At 66.0% G+C, this 19,769-nt stretch carries 16 protein-coding genes; 7 read left to right on the top strand and 9 right to left on the bottom strand.

Features of this window, described 5'->3' with window-relative positions; genetic code table 11:
• Positions 1-290: 290 nt before the first annotated feature.
• From BerOc1_RS11460 to BerOc1_RS11445, 4 genes are all read right to left on the bottom strand, one after another.
• A complete protein-coding gene (locus BerOc1_RS11460; RefSeq protein WP_071545829.1) occupies positions 291-1,928 on the bottom strand; it encodes an AMP-binding protein in 1,638 nt (545 codons plus the stop codon).
• 96 nt (positions 1,929-2,024) lie between these two features.
• Positions 2,025-2,573, bottom strand: a complete 549-nt coding sequence (locus BerOc1_RS11455) for a helix-turn-helix domain-containing protein (RefSeq protein ID WP_071545828.1) — start codon at positions 2,571-2,573, stop codon at positions 2,025-2,027.
• Positions 2,574-2,764: 191 nt separating this feature from the next.
• Entirely contained in the window at positions 2,765-4,405 is a 1,641-nt protein-coding gene (locus BerOc1_RS11450; RefSeq protein WP_071545827.1) for an AMP-binding protein, read from the bottom strand.
• 9 nt (positions 4,406-4,414) lie between these two features.
• Complete coding sequence (locus BerOc1_RS11445; protein WP_071545826.1) at positions 4,415-4,975, bottom strand: helix-turn-helix domain-containing protein; 561 nt, start codon at positions 4,973-4,975, stop codon at positions 4,415-4,417.
• Positions 4,976-5,287: 312 nt separating this feature from the next.
• Between BerOc1_RS11445 and BerOc1_RS11440 the strand changes: the two genes are divergently transcribed.
• From BerOc1_RS11440 to BerOc1_RS11430, 3 genes are read left to right on the top strand one after another with little or no spacing between them, the layout of a single operon-like run.
• A complete protein-coding gene (locus tag BerOc1_RS11440; protein WP_242652964.1) occupies positions 5,288-6,025 on the top strand; it encodes a tetratricopeptide repeat protein in 738 nt (245 codons plus the stop codon).
• Between the two features lie 5 nt (positions 6,026-6,030).
• Positions 6,031-6,684 carry an ABC transporter ATP-binding protein gene (locus tag BerOc1_RS11435; protein ID WP_071545825.1) on the top strand — a complete coding sequence of 218 codons (654 nt, stop codon included), beginning with the start codon at positions 6,031-6,033 and terminating at the stop codon, positions 6,682-6,684.
• A complete protein-coding gene (locus BerOc1_RS11430) occupies positions 6,681-7,463 on the top strand; it encodes an ABC transporter permease (RefSeq protein ID WP_071545824.1) in 783 nt (260 codons plus the stop codon). The genes BerOc1_RS11435 and BerOc1_RS11430 overlap by 4 nt, the downstream gene beginning before the upstream one ends.
• A 534-nt stretch (positions 7,464-7,997) precedes the next feature.
• On the opposite strand, the gene BerOc1_RS11425 is transcribed toward BerOc1_RS11430, so the two are convergent.
• Both BerOc1_RS11425 and BerOc1_RS11420 read right to left on the bottom strand, forming a co-directional pair.
• Complete coding sequence (locus BerOc1_RS11425; RefSeq protein WP_071545823.1) at positions 7,998-9,566, bottom strand: glycosyltransferase family A protein; 1,569 nt, start codon at positions 9,564-9,566, stop codon at positions 7,998-8,000.
• Positions 9,547-11,691, bottom strand: a complete 2,145-nt coding sequence (locus BerOc1_RS11420) for a glycosyltransferase (RefSeq protein WP_071545822.1) — start codon at positions 11,689-11,691, stop codon at positions 9,547-9,549. Before BerOc1_RS11420 ends, BerOc1_RS11425 begins: the two co-directional genes overlap by 20 nt.
• A 143-nt stretch (positions 11,692-11,834) precedes the next feature.
• On the opposite strand from BerOc1_RS11420, the gene BerOc1_RS11415 reads away from it, so the two are divergent.
• Positions 11,835-13,265, top strand: coding sequence for a sigma-54 dependent transcriptional regulator (locus BerOc1_RS11415; protein WP_071545821.1), 1,431 nt, complete (start codon positions 11,835-11,837; stop codon positions 13,263-13,265).
• Between the two features lie 2 nt (positions 13,266-13,267).
• Here BerOc1_RS11415 and BerOc1_RS11410 read toward each other — a convergent pair whose 3' ends face one another.
• The 3 genes from BerOc1_RS11410 to BerOc1_RS11400 form a co-directional block, all read right to left on the bottom strand.
• On the bottom strand, positions 13,268-14,254 hold the full coding sequence (locus tag BerOc1_RS11410) for a substrate-binding domain-containing protein (RefSeq protein WP_084641426.1): 987 nt from the start codon (positions 14,252-14,254) through the stop codon (positions 13,268-13,270).
• A gap of 132 nt (positions 14,255-14,386) precedes the next feature.
• On the bottom strand, positions 14,387-14,710 hold the full coding sequence (locus BerOc1_RS11405) for an AzlD domain-containing protein (protein ID WP_071545819.1): 324 nt from the start codon (positions 14,708-14,710) through the stop codon (positions 14,387-14,389).
• Positions 14,703-15,398 carry an AzlC family ABC transporter permease gene (locus BerOc1_RS11400; protein ID WP_071545818.1) on the bottom strand — a complete coding sequence of 232 codons (696 nt, stop codon included), beginning with the start codon at positions 15,396-15,398 and terminating at the stop codon, positions 14,703-14,705. Before BerOc1_RS11400 ends, BerOc1_RS11405 begins: the two co-directional genes overlap by 8 nt.
• Positions 15,399-15,516: 118 nt before the next feature.
• Here BerOc1_RS11400 and radA point away from each other — a divergent pair, with 118 nt between their 5' ends.
• From radA to BerOc1_RS11385, 3 genes are all read left to right on the top strand, one after another.
• Positions 15,517-16,839 (top strand): DNA repair protein RadA, encoded by a 1,323-nt coding sequence (gene radA, locus BerOc1_RS11395; protein WP_071545817.1) that lies wholly within the window; start codon positions 15,517-15,519, stop codon positions 16,837-16,839.
• Positions 16,840-16,983: 144 nt separating this feature from the next.
• A complete protein-coding gene (locus BerOc1_RS11390; RefSeq protein ID WP_071547093.1) occupies positions 16,984-18,324 on the top strand; it encodes a phosphoglucose isomerase-related protein in 1,341 nt (446 codons plus the stop codon).
• Positions 18,325-18,328: 4 nt separating this feature from the next.
• Complete coding sequence (locus BerOc1_RS11385; protein ID WP_071545816.1) at positions 18,329-19,750, top strand: sensor histidine kinase; 1,422 nt, start codon at positions 18,329-18,331, stop codon at positions 19,748-19,750.
• Positions 19,751-19,769 lie beyond the last annotated feature (19 nt).

The raw sequence follows: 19,769 nt of genomic DNA, 5'->3' as shown, positions 1-19,769 counted from the left end.
CGGCGGAGGGGCGATTCCCGGTTCGGCCGGGAAAAATCCTCCCGGGCCGAATGTGCCCGGTATGCCGCCGGACCGCGTTGAGCAAGTATTCTTTTATGTTATTCCACAATTCAATAACATTTGAACAGACTTGCATATTCCATCAATATTGGCCGAACCCGGGCCCCTGGGAGATGGTGACGCCAACCTGTTCGGCCCGTACCGCGAATGAGAAAAAATAAGCCCGGCCGGGGAGGGAACTCCCTCCCCGCCGGGCGGTTGGCCGCCGTTTTCGGCACATGCCCGCGAGCCTAGTTCGCCAGCCGGGCGAGGTCCGCCTCGCGGATTTCCTTGCGTTTGATCTTGCCGGAGATGGTCTTGGGCAATTCGTCCACGTAGTCGATGACGCGCGGGTACTTGTAGGGCGCGGTCAGTTCGCGGACGAACGCCTGGAGCTGTTTGGTCAGCTTCTCGTCGCCCACGTAGCCCGGGGCGAGCACCACCGTGGCCTTGACCAGCTGGCCGCGCACCTCGTCGGGCAGGCCGGTGACCGCGGCCTCGATGACCGCCTCGTGGGCCACCAGGGCGGACTCCACCTCGAACGGGCCGATGCGGTAGCCTGAGGATTTGATCAGGTCGTCGGTGCGGCCCATGAACCAGAGGTAGCCGTCCTCGTCGGCCCACGCCTTGTCCCCGGTGTGGTACCACCCCCTGCACTTGACGCAGGCGGTCTTTTCCGGCTCGTCCATGTAGTTGTCGAACAGGCCGAGCACCGGCGATTCGATGTTGATGCAGATCTCGCCCTCCTCGCCCTGGGGCACCTTGTTGCCCTCCTCGTCCATGAGCGCGATATCCCAGCCGGGCACGGGCTTGCCGATGGACCCGGGCCTGGGCTCCATGAACTTGAAAGTGGCCACCTGCAGGGTGGTCTCGGTCTGGCCGTAGCCCTCGTAGATGGGCATGCCCACACCCTTTTGCCAGGCGTGGAAGACCGAATCGTTGAGCAGTTCGCCCGCCGTGGTGCAGAAGCGCAGGGAGGACAGGTCGTACTGGGAAAGGTCCTCGCGCACCAGGAACCGGTAGATGGTCGGCGGGGCGCAGAAGGTGGTGATCTTGTTGTCGGCCATGACCTGGAGCAGGTCGCCGGGGTGGAACTTGCCCCGGAAGTCCCAGACGAAGATGACCGCCCCGGCCATCCACTGGCCGTAGAACTTGCCCCAGACCGACTTGCCCCAGCCCGTGTCGGACACGGTCAGGTGCACGTCGCCCTCCTCCAGGTCGTGCCACAGCGCGCCCGTGGTATAGTGGGACGCGGCGTACTTGTGGTTGTGCAGGACCATCTTGGCCAGGCCGGTGGTGCCGCTGGAAAAGAAGATGACCAAGGGGTCGCCGCCGCCCGGGGAGTCCGGTGTGCGCGGAAAGCTCGGGCCGCCCGAGGCGAGCAGCTCGCCGTAGTCGAGCCAGCCGTTTCCGGCCTCGCCCTCCACCTGGATGAGCAGATTCAGGCCCGGGCAGTCGGGCCGGGCCTGGTCCACCCGCTCCACAATGGAGTCCTCGCAGATCATGGTCGAGATGCCCGCGTAGTTGACGCGCTCACGGATGTCCTTTTTGGTCAGCAGGGACGGGGACGGGATGGGCACCGCGCCGATGCGGTGCAGGGCAAGCATGACCACCCAGTATTCCAGCCTTCGGTAGAGGATGAGCATGACCCGGTCGCCCTTCTTCACACCCTGGGAGACCAGCGCGTTGGCCAGCCGGGACGAGGACTCCTGGAAGAATCCGAAGTCCAGTTCGCGCCGGTTGTAGTCGTCGTCCACGTGGATCAACGCCGGGGCTTTGGGATCCTTGGCGTCCAGGACGTCGAAGGCGAAGTTGAAATTCTCGGGGCACTCGGGCGTGTATCGTTCGCAAAAATCTTTGTAATCGGCGTATTCTTCTTTGGTAAACATGAGTTATCTCCGTGATTCAGATCAGTTTTCGTGATTTTTTCCGCAACAAAAATCGGTCAACTTGTTCCGGGCGGGTCGGGGAATCCCCGGCCGACCCTATAGAATCACGTCGAGAAAACGGACGGACTTGCCGTCCAGGCCGCGCAGGGCATGGGGGGTCTCCGAGTCGAAATAGAGCGAGTCCCCGGGCTCGGCGATGATCGGCTCGCCGCCCAGGCGGACCTCGAGGCGGCCTTCGAGCACGTAGATGAACTCCTGGCCGCGGTGGGAGGTCTCGGTCATGTCCTCGCCGGACTTGGCCGGGACCGTGATCAGAAAGGGTTCCATCTCGCGCCCGGCGAACTTATAGCCCAGGGACTTGTAGTCGTAGTCCTTGCGCCGGTCCACGGCGAACCCCTCGTCCTTGCGCACCAGCGAATAGGATTTGAGGTGCGGCTCGCGGCCGGAGATGAGCGTGGTCAGGTCCACCCGGCAGAGCCGGGAGACGTCGAGCAGGTAGCCCACGGGAATCTCCACGGTCCCGGATTCGTAGGCCGTGACCTTTTCCTCGGGCACCCCGAGCAGGTCGGCCAGCTCTCCGGGCGTCCAGCCGACGCCCTCGCGCACGCCCACCAGACGGGGCGCGATCTCCTTGTACTGTTCCATTCCATACCTCCTGGAAGGATGATGACGCCGGGGCCGGGCTCCACCCCGGACCGGCACAGACGTCCGCCCGGCCCCTCTCCGAGCCGGGCGGACGCGTCCACATGGCCTACCCCTTGCCGCCGTCGGGGGCAAGGGGGTTCCGGGGGGACCTCCCAGCCAGAAGGTCCTCCCGGAAATTCTTCACGCGATCGTTACGCGTCGGGCCACAGCTCGGCGGCCATGTCGCGCAGCTTGTATTTCTGGATCTTGCCCGATGCGGTCATGGGGTAGGCGTCGACAAAGGTGACGTACTTGGGGATCTTGTACCGCGAGATCTTGCCCCGGCAGAAGTCGATGATGTCCTCGGCCTCGATGTCCGCGTCGCCCTTGCGGATGACGAAGGCCCCGCACTCCTCGCCGAACTTCCTGCTCGGCACGCCCGCCACCTGCACGTCCAGGACCCCGTCCATGGTGTACAGGAACTCCTCGATCTCGCGCGGATAGATGTTCTCGCCGCCCCGGATGATCATGTCCTTGAGGCGGCCGGTGATGGTCAGGTAGCCGTCCTCGTCCATGACCCCCAGGTCGCCCGAGTGCAGCCAGCCGTCCTTGTCGATGGCGGCCCTGGTGGCCTCCTCGTTATTGTAATAGCCCTTCATGACCAGGTAGCCACGGCAGCAGACCTCGCCGACCACGCCCGGAGGACACTCCTCGTGGGTCTCGGGATCCACCACCTTGACCTCCACCTCGGGCATGGCCCGGCCCACGGTCTCGGTCATGTGCCTGAGCGAGTCGCCGACAACGGTCTGGCTCATGACCGGGCTGGATTCGGTCAGCCCGTAGCAGATGGTGATCTCGCGCATGTTCATCTTGTCGATGACCCGCTTCATGACCTCCACCGGACAGGGGGAACCGGCCATGATCCCGGTGCGCAGCGACGAGTAGTCGAAGCGCGTGAACAGCGGGTGGTCGAGGATGGCGATGTACATGGTCGGCACGCCGTACACGGCGGTGCACCGCTCCTGGTCGACGGCGGCCATGACCTCCAGCGGCACGAAGTCCTCCAGGATAACCATGGTCACCCCATGGTTGACCGCGGCCATGACCCCGAGCACGCAGCCGAAGCAGTGGAACAGGGGCACGGTCAGGCAGAGCCGGTCGCCGGGCGTGAACTTCTGGTTCGCGCCGATCCAGTAGCCGTTGTTGACGATGTTGTAGTGGGTCAGCTGCACGCCCTTGGGGAACCCGGTGGTGCCCGAGGTGTACTGCATGTTGACCACGTCGAAGGGGTCGAGCTGGGCCTGGCGCTCGGCGTACTGCTCGTCCGTGACCATGGCGGCCATGGCCTGCAGCTCGGGGATGGAGTACATGCCCCGGTGCTTCTGGTGGCCCAGGTAGAAGACCCGTTTCAGGTGCGGGAACTTGTCGGTCGAAAGCTGGCCGCGCTCCTGGTCCCGCAACTCCGGGATCAGGTCGTAGGTGGTGGTCAGGTAATCGTGGTCGCGGTACTGGCCGATGAGGAACAGGTTCTCGGTCTCGGAGTGCTTGAGCAGGTACTCCAGCTCATGGGACCGGTAGTGGGTGTTGACCGTGAGCAGGACCGCCCCGATCTTGGCCGTGGCGAACTGCAGCGCCACCCAGTAGGGCACGTTGTTGGCCCACACGGCCACCTTTTCGCCCTTTTTCACGCCGAGTCCCATCAGCCCCTTGGCGATGGTGTCGGTCAGGTCGTCGAACTCCGCATAGGTCAGGCGGAAATCGCGGTCCACGTAGACCACGGCCTCGTTGTCCGGATATTTGTCGGCGGTCTCCTTGAGCAGGTTGCCGAGGGTGATTTCTCTCAGTGCGCTCATACACCCCCCTTATTCCGGGAAATACAGGACGGCGTAGATTTCGGCCTTTTCCTCTCCGCCGCAGGCCACGTTGTGGGGCACGATGGAGTTGAAATAGATGGAGTCGCCGGGTTCGAGGATCTGCTCCTCCTGCCCGTAGCGCACCCGCAGCCTGCCGGAATGGACCACGATGAACTCCTCGCCCTCGTGGGAGGACATGGCGTCGTCCCTACACGATTCGGGCAACAGCTCGACAAAGAACGGCTCCATGTGGCGGTCGGTCTTGCCCTTGCCCAGGGAATGGAAGATCAGCCCGGTCTCCTTGCCGTCCGGATGCATGACCAGCTCCTCCTCGCGCTCGGCCAGACGGGTGATCAGCGGATCGCTCGAGACCTGGTCGTCCAAAAAGGTTCCCAACCTTACGCCCAGGGCGCGGGCCATCTTGACCAGGGGCCGCAGGGAGGGGTACATGTCCTCCTCCTCCACGGCACGGATGAAGTCCTCGGACAGGGTGGTTCTGTTGGCCAGATCCTCGATGCTCAGATTCTGCTTCTCCCGATAGGCGCGAATCCTCTTCCCGATAGTACTCATGTGGTTTTCTCCGTTGTCGATGGCACAAACGCTGGCGCGGGGCCTCCTCCGATGCTGACGGAAACGTTGGGGACGGGCCGTCGTCCCTGCCTGTAGCGGATATAGGGAAGATTGTCACCATTCGGGAAAACCTTCCCACTCAACCGTTAGACCGGTTGCCATCCGCATGGGCCGAGTGTATCGTTTACTCTCGCACCATTTTTGAGAACGCGAGGCTATGCCGTGACCGCCGAAGAAATCCTGACATTGGGTCCCGCCCCCAAGAAAAAAAACGGCCGGAAGAAACGCCCCAAAATCCCCGAAGATGTTCGCGTGGAGAAGATTTCCGGCGCGTTCTCCACCGAGTCCGTGTCCCAGGTGGGCACCGGGACCACCCAGCGCAAGACCGTGCAGAAAGCCTACTGGTTCGCCGAAGAGGGCGAGCCGGACGAGGACGGCACCCGCATCATCCTGGTTCGGCCGCTGAACAGCAAGAACGTCCCCACCGGCCCCAGGGAGCCGGTCACCCTGCCCGACTTCCTCTCCCGGTTCAGCCCGGAGATCGAATTCTACCACGCCGAGGTCTTCCCGCGCATGCGCGAGCTCAAGGACACCATCGTGCGGGCCGAGGAGCAGCGCGACCAGGGGGCCTACTACTCCGCCCAGTTCGAATTCGAGGCCGCCCTGGGACTGGACGTGCAGAACGTGCGGGCCAACTTCGGCCTGGGCTTGACCTACATGGCCCGGGGCGACGCGGAAAAGGCGGACGACATCTTCAAACGCGTGGTCTCCCTGGACGCGACCTTCGCCCCGGAGCACAAGCACCTGTTCAACGAGTTCGGCATCAGCCTGCGCAAGTCCGGACTCACGGACCAGGCCGTGGAGTACTACTCCCGCGCGCTGACCATCACCGAGGACGACGAAAACCTGTTCTACAACATCGCCAGGGCCTACTACGAACGCGGTGACGAGGCCGAATGCCGGGAAAATCTGCAACGCGCCCTGGAGCTCGACCCGAACCTGGACGTCGCCCTGCAATTCATGGAATTTCTCGAAGGAAAGACGGGCTAGGCGCCATGTCCCTCGCCCTGGAACGGGTTTCCTTCGCCTATCCGGACGGCCCGTCCATTCTCGAGGACGCTTCGCTCATCCTCGTCCCCGGCGGCTACCACCTCCTGCGCGGCCCGTCCGGTGCGGGCAAGTCCACCCTGCTGCGCCTGCTCTGCCGCCTGGAAGAGGCCCGGTCCGGGACCATCACCTTCAAGGGCGCGCCCATCGACGCCATCCCCCCGGCCGAGCTGCGCCGCTGCGTGGCTTACGTGCAGCAGCTGCCCACGCTGTTGCCCGGCACGGTGCGCGACAACCTGCTCCTGCCCTTCTCGTTCAAGGCCAACGCCCGGCTGACCCCGCCGTCCGACGTGGAGATGGCCGCCCAGCTGTCCGGGTTCCTCCTGGACGGCGTGACCCTGGACTCGCGCGCGGACAAGCTCTCCGTGGGCCAGGCCCAGCGGGTCTGCCTGACCCGCTCCCTGCTCCTCTCGCCCGAGGCGGTCCTCCTGGACGAGCCCACCGCCTCCCTGGACGCCCACTCGGCCCGGGTGGTCCTGGACCGCACCCGGGGGCTGGCCCAGAGCGGCGTGACCGTGGTCATGATCTCCCACTCCGAGACCGTGCCCGAGGGCGTGACCCATTTCATCACCCTGGAGGATCGGAGGCTGGCCCTGGCATGACCCCGCACGTCATCGAGATAGGCCCGCTGCAGCTGGCCCTGTGCCTCGGCTTCGTGCTCCTGGCGGGCGCGACCTCGTTCGTCCAGAAGCTCGGCCTGGGCCGGGACCTGGCCGTGGGCACGGTGCGCACATTCGCCCAACTCTTCCTCATGGGATTTGTCCTCAAGTTCGTCTTCGAGGTGCGCCTCTCCTGGCTGGTCCTGCTCCTGTACGCCTTCATGGTGGCCGCCGCCGTGCACATCATCCGGGGCCGGGTCAAGGAGCGGGCCATCCCGTTCACCGTGCCCACCTTCCTGTCCATGCTCGTGTCCTACTCCCTGGTCACCATGGTGGTCACCGGCGTCATCGTGGGGGCCAGGCCGTGGTGGACGCCGCAGTATTTCATCCCCCTGGCGGGCATGATCGTGGGCAACTCCATGACCGCCATCTCCATCTGCCTGGACCGGCTCTTCTCGGACCTCAGGGCCCGCCGCGGCGAGGTGGAGATGAAGCTCGCGCTCGGCGCGGACTATCGGGAGGCCTCGCGGGAGATCATGGCCGGGGCCGTCCGCGCGGGCATGATCCCGTCCATCAACTCCCTCATGGCCGTGGGGCTGGTCTCCCTGCCCGGGATGATGACCGGCCAGATACTGTCCGGCACCGACCCGCTGATCGCCATCCGCTACCAGATCGTGGTCATGCTCATGCTGGTCGCCTCCACCGCCGTGGGGGCGCTGATCGTCACCAACCTGGTCCGCAAGCGGTGCTTCTCCAAGGGACAGCAACTGCTGCTCCGGTAAGCGCCTTCCTCCTGCTCGGGGAGGGAATCCCCTTCAGTCTTGAGTTGTCTGAGATATCGGCAAGTTACCGGTTTTCATCCGTGAGCCGAAGAGGGCGGCTGCGCCGCGAGAGCCGCTGCCGGACGCAAGCGTCCGAATCGCTCCATCGGCCGCCAAAAGGAATTCCTGCCGAACCCTATGCCAAACCAAACGCCATGGCCCAATCCATCCATGCGGAGCGCAGCAATCGGAAGCGGCCCCTAGAGCCCGTCTCCGGCGGCGAAGAGAGGCCGGATCGCGGCTGCGCGGCAGACCTTCGATCCGGCCAGCGAAAGCCGCCTACGGGCTCTTGGGGCCGTTTCCGCCGCGCTCGCGCCACAGCGCAGTTTTTGCTTCCTTTTTTCTGCGCCAGCAAAAAAGGAAGTCGCCGTAAAGGCGAAATCGAAAATAAGGCGGACAACCGTAAGCCCGGACGCGGATGCGCGGACAATGCAAAGAGCGCAGTCAGGCCCGCCGCAAGGCGCCCTCCTTCTCCCCGCCGCAGGCGGTCCCCCCCTACACCCCTTCGAGGTAGTCGAGCTTTCCGGTCAGGTCGGCCTCGAGCAGGGCCTGCTCGGCCCTGAGGGCCTCGGCGATGTCGGCGCGGGCGTGCATGGTCTGCATCTTGTACTTGTTGCCCAGGGCGTTGCCGCGCTCCTGATCCGAGGTCAGGGACGCCGCCCCGGTGCGCTTCCTGTGGCGCACGGCCAGATGGCCCTGATAGACCGGGAACAGGCCCGCCTCGCACAGCCGCAGGTCGTGCTCCATGTCGTCGTACTGGGACGGGGAAAGCTGGATGGCGAAGTCCCCGGATTCGAGCAGGACTCTGGTGCGGAACAGGTGGCAGCAGCCGGTGACCGACGCGCACGGACGCAGGAAGTCGAAGCCGCCGGTGTCCAGGGTCTGGACGTGCAGGCCGGTGAGCGAGAACGGATTGGGGGCCGTACGGCTCAGGTCGACGCGGGCTTCAGGGTCCATGGCCAGGTGGTTGTCCGCGCTCTGGATGCATAACGGGTTGGCGTGGTCCACCACCTTGCAGCCCCACACGCCCGCCTCGGGATAGCGCCGGACCGCCGCGCCGAGACGAAGCAGCCAGTCGGACGGCAGATCCACGTCGTCGTCGAGATAGCAGCAGAAATCGTGCTCCCGCACCGCGTCCAGGTGGAGCAGCCAGTTGCGCGCGGCGGCGGCCCCGACGTTTACCCGCAGGGGTATGACCGTGAACCGGTCCGCGCCGATCACATCGGCGAACCGCGAAGCAAAGCGGTCCAGGACCCCGGCGGTACCGTCCGTGGAGCCGTTGTCCAGGACAAAGACCGAGACGCCGGCCAGGTCCGAGGCGAGCAGCGAGGACAGAGTGGCGTCGAGTTCGTCCGCCTTGTTCCAGGAATAGAGCAGCACGGCGGTCCGGCCCGGCAGCGGGCTGCGCTCCCCGGCCGCGCCCGAGAGCGCGTCAAAGGCGCGCAGGACCAACCCCGCGTTCCACGGAGACCGGCGGGCGGCGGCCAGCAGCTCCTCCGGGGCGGGAGGTTCGGGCGGGAAAAAAAGGGTCCGGGTGCACTCTTCGGCGGCGGCCAGGACCGGGGCGGCCGCTTCGGGGGCCGAAGCTTTCAGGCAGGCGAAGACGAAGTCCGGGTCGTTCTCCACCGTGCCCGTGGTCACGGCCTGCTCGCGCCAGAACAGATTGCCGGGCTCGTCGCGCACGGCTTGATCCAGGAAGGCGCGGGTCCGCGCGAAGTCGCGTCCGTTCAGGAGATCAAGCAGCGGCGCCATGTCGGCCGGGCGCACCCAATGGGCGGCCAGGACGCGCAGCCGGGCAACGGTGTCGGGGGCCAGGAGCGTGGCGGCCGGTTCGGCGGCCAGCAGTTCGGCGGCCAGCCCGCCGTCCAGCGGATGGTCGGCGGCCAGGATGTTCAGGGCGTCCCCGGCTACCTCCGCAAGGTCCGACCGGCCCGGGCGCAGGCAGCGGGCGGCCACGTCGAGCAGATGGGCCTTGCCCATGAAGCCCAGGCGCAGCAGCGCCTTGAGGTCTTCGGGCAGGGCGCGCCAGAAGGCGGCCGGGGCGTCAGCGCGGTCCGTGCTCATGGGGAAGTTCCTCCTGGTTTCCGGAGGGTTCGTCGAAGAATCCGGCGGCCGGGTCGGGCACGGCCATGTCCTCCACGGGCAGGGGCTCGTACAGCCGCTCGCCCATGTACACGCGCATCAGGTTGCGCCCCTTGGCCTCGGGCGTGAGCAGGGTACGCACCAATCGGCGGCCCGCCAGTCCCAGGGCGAACCGCTTTGGCGGGTCCTCGGCCAGCAGGCGCATCTTTTCGGCCAGGCAGTCCGCGTCCCCGGACGCGCAGAGAAAGCCGTCGACGTTGTCGCGGACCACCTCGGGGATGCCGCCCACGCGGGTGCACACGGCGGGCAGGCCGAAATCGAACCCCTCGAGCAGGGCGTTGGGCAGGCTCTCCTTGCGCGAGGAGACGACCAGGACGTCGGCGAAGCGCAGTTCGTCCAGGACCTCGGCGTGGGGAATCTCGCCCGCGTTGCGGTAGCGCTCGCGGACCACCGGGGTGAAGACATCGTCGAATTTCGAGAGCTTGTTGTCGGGCACGCCCACGCCCACGAATTCCAGGTCCCGCGCCCCGCCTTCGCAGAGGCGGTCGGCGGCCTTGAGAAAGACGTCGAACCCCTTGATGTCCACGGAGTTGCCCACGTAGATGTAGCGCGTGCCCCGCTTCCTGCGCGGCTTCGGCTCGCCGAAATCCGGCCCGGCATAGGCGTTGTAGACCACGTTGAGACGCTTGCCGCGCACCCAGTACCGGCGCATGACCTCGGCGCACTGGGCCGAGTTGGCGATGACCCCGTCGGACAGCGCGGTCCACAGGAAAAACACGGCGTTGGGCCTGGAGATGACCCCCCGGTTGATGAACAGCCTGAACTTCGCGCCCAGCAGCCGGGCCAGCACACCCATCTTGTACGCCCGGTTGTGGAAGGTGTGGACCACGTCGATGCCCTTTTCCTCGATCAGCGCCTTGAGAAACTTCCCGGCCTCCGCGTACCGGCTGAAGCCGTCGAAATGGAGGACCTCCACGTTCTCGCCCTTCAGCGGTTCGAGGGCCCCGTTGATGGCCGTGTCCGGGGTGACCAGGGCGTAGACCTTCAACCCCATGTCGGCCATGGCCTTGACGTTGTTGACCATCTGGCGGCTGCCGCCGGACAGCTTGTTGGAGTCCGTGGCGTAGAGCACGGAGGATACTTCCGGCTTCTTGTGGAACTTCTTGAAAAATACCCGGGCCGATGCGGTTGCGCCGTACATGCGCAGCCGGGTCTGCACCCACCTGCCGTCCTTCTTGGCGGCCACGCCGAGGCGGTTGAGCCGGAACGGGTCCGTGCCCCGTGTGTTGGCGCTCCGTTCCAGGGTGAAGGCCCCGGCGAACCCCGCGTCCTTGAGCTCGGCCTCGCTGACCGGATCGAACTGGCCCCACGGCCAGCAGAAGAGCTGCTCATCATAGCCGTTCAATTCCCGGATGCGCTCCATGCTCCGCCTGAAGTCCCGACGGCAGAATTCGCGGCGTTCGGCCTCGGTTCGCTTGACGAAGCGCGGGCTCTCCCCTTGCTCGAAGCGGGGCCAGAATCCGTCGTAGACGTATCCGCTGCCCGGCTTGAAGGTCGGCCAGAAGTCGTCGTGCCCGGGGTAGATGGACCAGCCGCCCCAGTGGGTTATCCCGTCCCCGAGCCGTCCGTCCGGCGCGAGGCTCCTGAAGGCCGCCTGATGGCGGCAGCCGTGGGCGAAGACCTCCATGCCCTTGTCGAGCATGGCCCTGATTTCGGCTTCGTTGATGAACTGGGAAAAGTCGTTGTCCACGAAGGCGGCCCGGAAGGCCCGCTTCATGGGCAGCATCCCGGGCGCGGTCTCTGGCGCGCGCGCCCCACCGGGCGCGGTGAAGTCCGTGAGGGCGAAAAAGGTCCCGGTCATGTTCCGCTTTTCCAGCTCCGGAACCACGGTGGTCCAGTTGGACACGTGGCCGTCGTCGAAGGTCAGGACCAGGGACTTTTTCGGAGGCTTCATCTCCCCGCGCGTCACGGCCAGCAGATCGCGGGCCGTGATGGTCCGCCAGCCCGCGTCGGCCATGGCGTCGAGGTGCTCGCGAAACATTTCGGGCGTGTGCCCGTTCACGTCGGACACGTTGTGGTAGCAAAGGACGGGTATGGATATGCTCATCGTTTTTTCTCGTTTGCGCTCAGGCTTCCGAGAAGTAGCAGATGGGCGGGACCTGGGCAAGAAAGGAAGGCACAAGCCAGGCCCGCGCGGCAAGTGTGCGAACCCCTTGTAAACTCTCCGAGATACCGCTAATAGAAATGACCATGACGGCAAGAACTGTCCTTTTCATCGCGGAGCCGCAGTCCGTGACCGCCATCTTTCCCACCTTGCAGAAGGCCGGGTTGCAGGCGGGGTTGGCCGACAACCTCAACGGGGCGCTCGGGTTCATCAAGAAATCCCGGCCCTGCCTGGTCTTCTGCCGTCCGCGATTGCAGGGGTTCGACGCCAGGGCGTTCCTGGCCAAGGGGGCCGAGACCCCGGGCTTCCCGCCCGTGGTCATCTTCTCGGCCTCGGGCAACGCCGAACAGGCCACGGAATTCCTCGAACTCGGAGCGCGCGACTACTGGATCGAGCCCCTGGCCTGGGAAAAAATCCAGCTGGTCCTGCCCGAGGACCAACCCAAGCCGGAACCCGAACCCGAAACCTGCCCGCCCAAGGCGCACGCCGCGCCCGCGGGCAACGGCTCGCCCCAGGGCAGATTCCAGATCATCGGCCGCCACACCGCGGTGCTGCGCGTGCTCGCCCTGGCCAAGCAGGTGGCCGGGTCCAAGGCGACCGTGCTCATCTCCGGCGAGTCCGGCACCGGCAAGGAGATGTTCGCCCGCTATCTGCACCACAACTCCGACCGCGCGGACCGGCCCTTTGTGGCCATCAACTGCGCGGCCCTGCCCGAGCACCTGCTGGAGAGCGAGCTCTTCGGCCATGAAAAGGGCGCGTTCACCGGGGCCATCCAACGCAAGCTCGGCAAGTTCGAACTGGCCGACGGCGGGACCATCCTGCTGGACGAAATCACCGAGATGGACCTGGGCCTGCAGGCCAAGTTGCTGCGCGTCCTGCAGGAGTCCGAGTTCGACCGCGTGGGCGGCGTGGACACGGTCAAGGTGGACGTGCGCGTCCTGGCCACCACCAACCGGCGCATCGAGGACACGGTCAAGGAAGGCAAGTTCCGCCAGGACCTCTACTACCGGCTGAACGTCATCCCCCTGGCCCTGCCCGCGCTCAAGGACCGGGGCGACGACGTGCTCCTGCTGGCCGAATTCTTCACCAACAAGTTCACCGCCGCCTACGGGCTGGCCAGGCTCGCCTTCACGGACGAGGCCAGAAAATGGCTCATGGACTACGACTGGCCCGGCAACGTGCGCGAGTTGCAGAACCTCATGGAACGGGCCGTGCTCCTGGCGGGCCAGGGCCCCATCCGGCCCCGCCACTTCCTCATGGGCGACGAGCAGTGGACCCCGGACGACCTGTCCGCCATCGACGCGGACCAGCAGGCCGCCTGCGAGGCCGCGCCCCCTTCCACCCCGGACGAGGCCATGTCGGTCATGCCCCTGCACGAGATGGAAAAGCGGCTCATCCTCAAAAGCCTGGAAGAGACCACCGGCAACCGCACCCGCGCGGCCGAGCTCCTGGGCATCTCCGTGCGCACCCTGCGCAACAAGCTCAACGAATACAAGAAACAGGGCCTGGACGTGTAGTCCTACCTGGCCGGGGCGTAGAGACAGTCCTGGCTGAGGACGTCCATGGGCGTGTAGGTCACCTTCGGGATGGTCCCGCCGTCGGCCAGCCTGGCCAGATACCGGTAGGCCAGCCGCCCCATCTCCTCGAAATCCAGGCCGATGTTCACGTGGCCCAGCTTTTTCGCGAAGAGTTCCCGCTGCCGGGGATGCGCCCCGGCGAAGACCAGGACCTTCTCGCCCCGGCTGAGGGAGCGCCGGTAGCGTCCGACCAGCCCCTCATAGCCGTTGGCCATCTGCGCCCACCAACCCACGGAGATGATGACGCTCACCTCAGGGTCGTCGAGCAGGACCTCCAGCTGGCCCAGCGCCTGGTCGTAGTTGTCCCTACACGGGATGGGCGACCGGGCGAGCAGGGTCCATCCCGAGCCGGACAGGCCGAGGCCCAGTTGATCGCGCACTCCCCGGATGCGGTCGTTCAGGTTGGTGTCGTCCAGCCCGCCGGTCATGATGGCGACCATGCCGCCCCGGGGCCGGATCTTCTGCGCCTGCCGGGCCAGTTCCCGGCCCAGCTCCACGTTGTCCACGCCTATGTACCCGGCGCGCAGGGAGAGATAGGGTTCGGCAAAGTCCGAATCGAAGGTGACCACCGGGATGCCCGCCGCGTGCACCACCTTGAAGGAATTCTCGGCCAAAAATTCGCTGTGCAGGACCGAGACGGCCAGCCCGTCCGGCTCTTGGCGCATCACTTCCCGTATGGCCTCGTTCTGACGGCGGAAATGGGCCTTGTCCTTGCCGCCGGTCAGGATCATGCGGTCGCCGTGCGCCTCGGCCTCGGTTTTGGCCGCATTGTAGACCCGGACGAAATTCCGGTCCGACTCCGATTTGGCCACGATGACGAAGAGCCTGTCCTTGGCCGAGCACGGCGCGGCAGCGCCCAGAACCGCCGCGAAAACGAGGACGGCCGCCAACAGCCCGAGAGGACGAAAAATTGTCGGTCTTTCTATCATGCATCCAAATTACGCCCCCCAATATGCAATGCACATTATTTTCGAGAAGGAATGGACGTCCCGGATTCTTCAGCCGCGAGGACCGATCAGGGGGGCGAATGCCGGATGGAGGAGAACGCCGCCAGGCGGTTTTTACAGCACGGCCCGCAGAAGCCAGAGCGTCCCCATCCCGCTGAGGATGGTCGCCAGAATGCTGCGGGTCTTCCAGGCCGCCAGGACGGCCACCAGGGCGGCCACCGGACGGGCCAGGGAGACCGGGCCGCCGTCCGTGCCGTGCAGCAGCACGGCGGGCACGATGATGGCGGGCAGGACCGAGGCCGGGATGAAGCGCAGCATGCGGATCACGGCCTCGGGGAACGTGACCTTGTCCACGATGAGGATGAAGGAGAAGCGGATCAGGAACGTGCCCAGTCCGAGCAGCGCGCCCACCACCCAGAAGCCTGCCGTATCAGTCACGGGAGAGCCTCCTTTCGGCGGCGTACCCCAGGAGGATGCCGGTCACGGCCCCGGCCATGAGCCCGAGGTTGTAGGGCAGTCCGTCGGCGAGGAAGGCCACGGTCCCGGCGGCCACGGCGGCCAGGGCCGTGGGCCGGTCCTTGATGGCGGGCACGACCACGGCGATGAAGGTCAGGGGCACGGCGAAGCCCAGGTCCCAGGCGGGCGGAATGAAGGCGCCCACGGAAGCCCCGAGTACGGCCCCGACGGAGTAGGAGGCCCAGATGGCCAGACCCACGCCGAGGTAATAGAACGGCTTGTCGATCTCCGCGCCGTCCTCCCGGTGGAAACGGGCGATGGACAGGGCATAGGCCTGGTCCGACAGGATGAACCCGAGCAGGGCCCGGCCCGGCAGGGACATGGTCCTCAGGTGGGGAGCGATGGATGCCGAGTACATGAAGAAGCGCAGGTTGATGACCAGCCCGGTGAGCACGACCACGGCCAGGGAGGCGTGATGCTCCATGAGCTGCAGGGCCGCCAGCTGGCTGGCCCCCGCGTTGATGGCCCAGGTGAAGCCGAGCGCCCCCCACAGGGACATGCCCCCGCCCGCGCTGACCGCGCCGCAGATGAGCCCGAAGGGCACCATGCCGAGCAGGATGGGAATGGAGTCGCGCGCCCCGGACAGAAAGGATTGCCTGATGTCTTTCATTTAGATTGATCCGCCGATCAATGGCAATACAGCCCGGCCCGGCCGCCGTCAACGCATTAATTGTGCAGCCTCATTCCCGGACTGGACTTTTGCCCGCAAATGGCGGGATACTCAAGAAATGAAAACCAAGGAAACTTACAGGTGCGCCGCCTGCGGCGCGCAGTCCCCCCGCTGGCAAGGCCAGTGCCCGTCGTGCAAGGAATGGAACACCCTGGAGGCCGTGACCGTGTCGAAGAAGACCTCGGTCCCGGTGGGCGCGGCCGCGTCCCAGTCCACGCCCCAGCTCCTGGAGGACCTGGAGAGCGAACACCTCGGAGCCCGGCCGTCCGGGCTGCCTTCCCTGGACCACCTGCTCGGCAAGGGGCTGGTGCCCGGCGCGGCCATCCTGGTGGGCGGCGAGCCGGGCATCGGCAAGTCCACCCTGCTGTTGCAGCTGGCGGGCAGCCAGGCGCGGCTCGGGCACACGGCGGTCTACCTGTCCGGCGAGGAATCCCTGGCCCAGCTCAAGTCCAGGGCGGGCAGACTCGGCCTGCTCGGGCCCGGCCTGCTGGCCATGGCCACCAACAAGGTCGAGGACGGACTGGCCGTGCTCGAAGGGCCCAACCCGCCGGAACTGCTCATCGTGGACTCGGTCCAGACCCTGGCCTCTCCCCTGGCCGAAGGCATCCCCGGCTCGGTCAGCCAGGTGCGCGCCGTGTCCAGCGAACTGGTGGAAAAGACCAAGAAGTGCGGGACCACCCTCATCCTGGTGGGCCACGTGACCAAGGACGGCCAGATCGCCGGGCCCAAGCTGCTCGAGCACATGGTCGACACGGTCCTGTACCTGGAGGGCGACCGCAAACATTTCTCGCGCATCCTGCGCGTGCTCAAAAACCGGTTCGGGCCCAGCGACGAGTTGATCGTCTTCACCATGAAGGAACAGGGACTGGAGGTGGTCGAGGACCCGGCGACCTTTTTCCTGGGCGCGCGGGACCCGTCCCTGTCCGGCACGGCCATGGCCCTGGCCGTGGACGGACAGCGTCCATTCGCCGTGGAGGTCCAGGCCCTGGTGTCCAAGTCCTTTCTGACCATCCCCAGGCGCACGGCCCTCGGTTTCGACACCAACCGGCTGAACCTGCTCCTGGCCGTGCTCGAAAAGCGGCTGCGGCTGAACCTGAGCGGCCACGACATCTACGCCAAGATCACCGGCGGGCTGGCCTCCAGGGATCCCGGCCTGGACCTGGCCGTGGTGGCCGCGATCATGTCGTCCTTCTACGACCAGCCTTTGCCCGAGGCCTCGGTCTTCTGGGGCGAGATCGACCTGAACGGCCAGGTGCGCCCGGTGGCGGCCCACGACGTGCGCCTCAAACAGGCCGCGCGGCTGGGCCACGGCCCGGTCTGCCACTCGGGCACGGCCCCGACCCTGGCCGACCTGCAGCGGCTGCTCTTCGGCAAGCGCTGACGCGCATGACATTTTCACCAGAATAGTGATACCCTCTGCCAAACCGTGCCCCACGCGCACGGACACACGCCGCACCGGCACGCGCGGGAGCGTGCCGGAACACGCTTGAGCGCGGCGAACACCGACCTCAATATGGAGGAAGACATGGCTGACATTCTCGACTGGACCAACGCGGACCTCGACCAACTGGATATGGCGACCTACGAAGACAAGGCCGGCGACATGGCCGCGCGCCTGCGCGAGGAAACCGGGGCGGGCAGGCTGCCCTTCCTGACCATGCCCTACGCGGCCGAACTGAAAAAACAACTGGCCGGGCTCAAGGGGTACCTCGACGGCTTCGACCACATGCTCCTGCTCGGCATCGGCGGCTCGGCCCTGGGCGCCCGCGCCCTGCAAAAGGCCTTCCATCCCGAACAGGACCGGCCCGGCCACCGGGGCAAGTGGTTGTGGATCGCGGACAACGTGGACGCCTACGCGCTTACCGCGTTCATGGCCAAGCTTCCGCCCGAGAAGACCGTGGTGGTCACGGTCTCCAAGTCCGGCGGGACCATCGAGACCGTGGGCCAGTATTTCATCATCAAGGAGTGGATGAAGGAGCGGCTCGGCGACGAGTGGGCCAAACACATGCTCCTGGTCACCGACGAGAAGCAGGGCTTCCTGCGCGGCGAGGTAGACGCCTTCGGCATCAGGGCGCTGCCCGTGCCCGACAACCTCGGCGGACGCTACTCCGTGCTCTCGGCCGTGGGGCTGATCCCGGCCCTGTTCCTGGGCATGGACACCGACGCCCTCCTGGCCGGCGCGCGCGAGGTGGCCGACGTGCTGGCCGACCCGGCCCTAAGCGGCGAGACCCTGGCCGGGACACAGGCCTTCCGCCTGGCCGCCTGGGGCGCGGCGCTCATGGACAAGGGCTTTACGGAGATGATCTTTTTCGCCTATATCCCCTTGTGGGCCAGCTTCGGGGACTGGTTCGCCCAGCTGTGGGCCGAATCCCTCGGCAAGGAAGGCAAGGGCAGCCAGCCCGTGCCCGCCGTGGGCGTGACCGACCAGCATTCGGTGAACCAGATGTTCATGGACGGCGTGCGCAACAAGGCGTGCCTGTTCCTGACCTGCCCGTCCCTGCCCGCCGGACCGAAGTTCCCGGCCGACCTGCCCGACCAGTTCGCCTATGTCCGGGGCAAGGATTTCGGCGAGCTGATCCAGGCCGAAGGGCTCGGCACGCGCATGGCCCTGTCCTCAAGCGGCGTGCCCCTGGTGGAAATCCAGGTGGGCGCTGACGGGCCGAAACAGGCGGGCAAGCTCATCGGACTGCTCGGCGCGGCCACCATCCTGACCGGCTGGCTCATGGGCATCAACCCCCTGGACCAGCCCGCCGTGGAATTGGGCAAGCGGCTGGCCAAGGCGCGCATGGACGCGGACGGGCTGGCCGACGAGAAGGCGGACCTGAACGTATTTTTGACCGCACAACGAGATTTACGGGAGTTCTGAGTCATTGCCGAATAATCGCGAGGAAGGCAGCAGTCCGCTCCAGTTCGTCCGGGTCATCTCCTGGACCCTGCTGGTCATCATCCTGAGCTTCAGCCTGCTGCTTTCCCTTTTCATATCCAAGTACGCGGAACAGACCCTGCTCGAAAAGCAGGAGGCCTTCGCCCTGCTCCTGGCCGAGAACGTCAGCCACCAGCTGTTCACCCGCTTCGTCATCCCCACGGTGCTGAATTTCGGGGCCATCCGGCTGCGCAACGAGGACCAGGCGGGCGCCATGGACAAGGTGGTCCGCTCAACCATCCACAGTTTCCACGTCTCCAGCCTTCGCATCTACGACCGCGAAGGGAACATCACCTACTCCCTGAACAAGGACGAGGTGGGCGACGACGGCAACGCGGACTATATGGTCAACAAGACCTGGGAGACCGAAGACTTCAGCGCGGAGATCCTGTCCAAGGTCTCCAAGGTGGCCTCCCTGTTTCGGGTCGACCTCGATCCCGGCTCCATGGTCCTGCGCGCCTACTACCCCCTGCGGGTCGAGCGCAGCCTGACCGACATGGAGGCCAACCCGATCATGGGCATCCTGGAGTTCCAGCAGGACATCACCGCCGACTACCTGGCCACCCTGAACTTCGAACGGCTGATCATCGCCTTTTCCCTGGTCACCTCCCTGGTCCTCTTCTTCCTGGTCCTGACCGTGCTGCGCCGGGCCGAGCGGCTGTCCAACAGGCAGCTGCGCGAAAAGGAGCGGCTCATCTTCGAACTGCAGCAGCAGGAGAAGCTGGCCGGCATGGGCCGCATGGTCGCGGGCGTGGCCCACGAGATCCGCAACCCGCTGGGGATCATCTGCTCCAGTTCCGAGCTGATCCTGAAAAAGGCCAGGAAGGAAAACAACTCCAACGTGCGCATCCTCGAGGCCCTGCACGAGGAGGCCAAGCGGCTGTCGCGCACGGTCACCGAGTTTCTGGACTACGCCCGGCCCAAGAAACCGGCCATGCACGACGTGGACGTCAAGTCCATCCTCGACCAGGTGGCCGTGTTCATGGAGCCCGAGTGCGAGAAACTCGGCGTGACCGTGGACCGCGAGTTCGAGGGCGACATGAGCACCAAGGGGGACAAGGACCTGCTCTACCGCGCCTTCTACAACCTGGTGGCCAACTCCCTGCAGGCCATGAACGGACCGGGCGAACTGTCCATCCGGGCGGCGCGCGGCGAGGAGGGGCTGCACGTGACCCTTGTGGACACCGGGCCGGGCTTCGCGCCCGAGCACCTTGACCAGGTGCGCGACCCGTTCTTCACCACCAAGGACACCGGGACCGGCCTGGGGCTGGCCCTGGTCTCGACCATCTTCGAGAGCCACGGCGCGGAGATGGATTTGAGCAACGCCGAAGAGGGCGGCGCGCGCGTGGACGTCATCTTCCACGCCTAGGCACCGCGCAAACCACGGA

The organism is Pseudodesulfovibrio hydrargyri (genome assembly GCF_001874525.1).
In the GTDB taxonomy this organism is placed as follows: domain Bacteria; phylum Desulfobacterota; class Desulfovibrionia; order Desulfovibrionales; family Desulfovibrionaceae; genus Pseudodesulfovibrio; species Pseudodesulfovibrio hydrargyri.
This window is presented reverse-complemented; position numbering and strand designations above follow the sequence as displayed.